This is a genomic window from Kitasatospora sp. NPDC093558 (assembly GCF_040683475.1).
Taxonomy (GTDB): domain Bacteria; phylum Actinomycetota; class Actinomycetes; order Streptomycetales; family Streptomycetaceae; genus Kitasatospora.
Window position 1 is genome coordinate 1 of the sequence record NZ_JBFBDY010000489.1, and the last position, 2,573, is coordinate 2,573.

2 protein-coding genes and 1 pseudogene are annotated in these 2,573 nt (G+C 75.9%); 1 reads left to right on the forward strand and 2 read right to left on the reverse strand.

The genetic code is table 11. The features are described from left to right. Nucleotides 1-218 (reverse strand): annotated as a pseudogene (locus tag AB0O00_RS29770) (hypothetical protein); the annotation flags it as partial. A gap of 158 nt (nucleotides 219-376) precedes the next feature. Here AB0O00_RS29770 and AB0O00_RS29775 point away from each other — a divergent pair. Further along, nucleotides 377-1,741, forward strand: a complete 1,365-nt coding sequence (locus AB0O00_RS29775) for a dipeptidase (RefSeq protein WP_363656987.1) — start codon at nucleotides 377-379, stop codon at nucleotides 1,739-1,741. Here the strand turns inward: AB0O00_RS29775 and AB0O00_RS29780 are convergent. Beyond that, nucleotides 1,692-2,573: DUF4184 family protein (locus AB0O00_RS29780; protein ID WP_363656989.1), on the reverse strand; the 882-nt coding region annotated here is incomplete at its 5' end. The genes AB0O00_RS29775 and AB0O00_RS29780 overlap by 50 nt on opposite strands.

Here is a 2,573-nt window from a genome sequence, read left to right on the forward strand (position 1 = left end):
ACGACGTCCCAGACGCCGTCGGCGGCCTCGGCAGCCTCGGCGACCTCGGGTGCACCGGACTGCGCGGCCGACGGACCGTCGGAAGGCCGGACGAGTCTCTCGGGCGCCACGGGCACTTCGCGCGCCGCAGGCGTCTCGGACGCCTCGGAGGCCGTCGGCAGTTCGGACGCCTCGGCGTCGAGCGGGCTGCGGGAATCGGAGCTTCCGGAGTCAGTCACGACCAGCAATCCTATGCGTCCGCGACGGTCCCTGCCGAGCCGCACCACACCGCCGCGCCCGCCCGCGCGTCACGCTCCGCTTATGATCGGCGGTACCCCAACCGCCCGTACCCGCCCGGACCAACCCCTCGGGCGGCCCCGCCCCCGGAGCAGCCCCGATGTCACAGCCCCTGGCCGACGCCGTCCGGTCCCTGATGGACCGCGCCCGCACCGACCTCGCCGAGCTGGTCGCCTTCCCGTCGGTCGCCGACCCGCGCCAGTTCCCCGTCGAGGAATGCGAGAAGGCCGCGCGCTGGACCGCCGAGGCGTTCGCCGCCGAGGGCCTGACCAACGTGCAGCTGCTCGACACCCCGGACGGCACCCAGTCCGTCTACGCCGAGCTCCACGGCCCCGTGGGCGCGCCGACCGTCCTGCTGTACTCGCACTACGACGTGCAGCCCCCGCTCGACGAGGACGCCTGGCTGAGCCCCGCCTTCGAACTGACCGAGCGTGACGGGCGCTGGTACGGCCGCGGCGCGGCCGACTGCAAGGGCAACATCCTGATGCACCTGACCGCCCTGCGCGCCCTGCGCCAGGTGCACGGGGACGCCTATCCGGTCGGCCTGAAGATCATCGTCGAGGGCTCGGAGGAGCAGGGCACCGGCGGTCTCCAGCGGTACGCCGAGGCGCACCCCGAGCTGCTCGCCGCCGACGTCATCGTCATCGGCGACACCGGCAACTTCGCCCCCGGCCTGCCCACCGTCACGGCGTCGCTGCGCGGCATGACGATCGTCGAGCTCTCCCTCACCACCCTCGCCGGCAACCTGCACTCCGGCGCCTTCGGCGGCGCCGCCCCGGACGCGCTGCAGTCGCTCGTCAAGGTGCTCGCCTCGCTGCACGACGAGAACGGCGACGTCGCCGTGGCCGGGCTGACCACCGACCAGACGTGGGACGGCGTGCAGTACCCGGAGGAGCAGTTCCGCGCCGACGCCAAGGTGCTGGACGGCGTCGCCCTCACCGGCACCGGCACCGTCGCCGACCGGCTCTGGGCCCGCCCGTCCGTCACCGTCCTCGGCATCGACGCCCCGCCGGTGATCGGCGCGACCTCGTCCGTGCAGGCCGCCGCGAAGGCCCTGGTGAGCCTGCGTGTGCCGCCGGGCACAGACTCGGCCGCCGCCCAGGACCTGCTGGTCGCCCACCTGGAGGCGCACGTGCCGCTCGGCGCGCGCCTGACGGTCGAGCGCCACGGCAACGGCGCCGCGTTCAACGCCGACACCACCGGCCCGGCCTACGAGGCGATGGGCAAGGCCATGGCCGAGGCCTTCGGCACCCCGATGGTCGTCTCCGGCGAGGGCGGCTCGATCCCGCTCTGCGACACGCTGCGCACGCTGTACCCGCAGGCCGAGATCGTGCTGATCGGCGTGGAGGAGCCGACCACCCAGATCCACGCGGTCAACGAGAGCGTGGACCCGAAGGAGCTGGAGCTGATGGCCCTCAGCGAGGCCCTGTTCCTGCGCCACTACGCCGAACTGCGCTCCGCCTGACGGACGTTGTGCCCGCCCCCGCGGCGGGCACGCGCCCGGACGACGCGGCTTGCGGCGACTTCGCCGCCCGGCCGGCGGCTGCCCCCGGCCGCCGGCCCCTGGCCGCCACCACGGCCGCGACGGCCGCCGCGTAACCGGCCGCGCCCACCGCGAGCCCGGCCCCGGCGCCGAAACAGAACTCCGGGATCAGCCCCCGCCGCAGCGGGCTGATCCGGTGCGCCACCCCGGCCGCCGTCGCCAGGCCCAGCGCCACAACGGCGGCCCCGCGGCCGGCCGGCGAGAGCACGACGGCGGGCCGCACCGGCTCGACGGCCCGCACCGCGCGTACCGCCCAGCCGCCGATCGCGGCCAGTGCGAGCGCCGAACTCCCGTACTGCAGCGCGGAGTACAGCGGCACCCCGGCCGCCTCCCGGTCCAGCACCGGCAGCAGCCGCACCCCCAGCCGCCCCTCGTGGGTGAAGGCGTCCCACCCGACGTGCGTGGCCGCGCCGACCGCCGCCGACACCGCGAACCAGCCCGCCCGCGCAGCCGTCTGCGAGCCGTCCAGGCGGAGCGACGCCGCCACCACGCCACCGCGCGGGACCGTCAACGCCTCCGCCGCGCCCGCCCATCGCTCGGGCAGCAGCGCCACCAGCGGACCCCGCAGCAGCCCGTGCCAGCCCGCCACCAGCGCGCCCGCGATCGCCACGTCCAGCGTCGGCACCGCCCACCACCGGTGCGTCAACCCGCCGTGCCCGTACACCCCGGGCAGCAGGGACTCGGCGAAGAACGGCACGTCGGGCGCCATCGACCCGGCGACCAGCGCCGACGCCACGAGCGGCCCGCGCTCCCC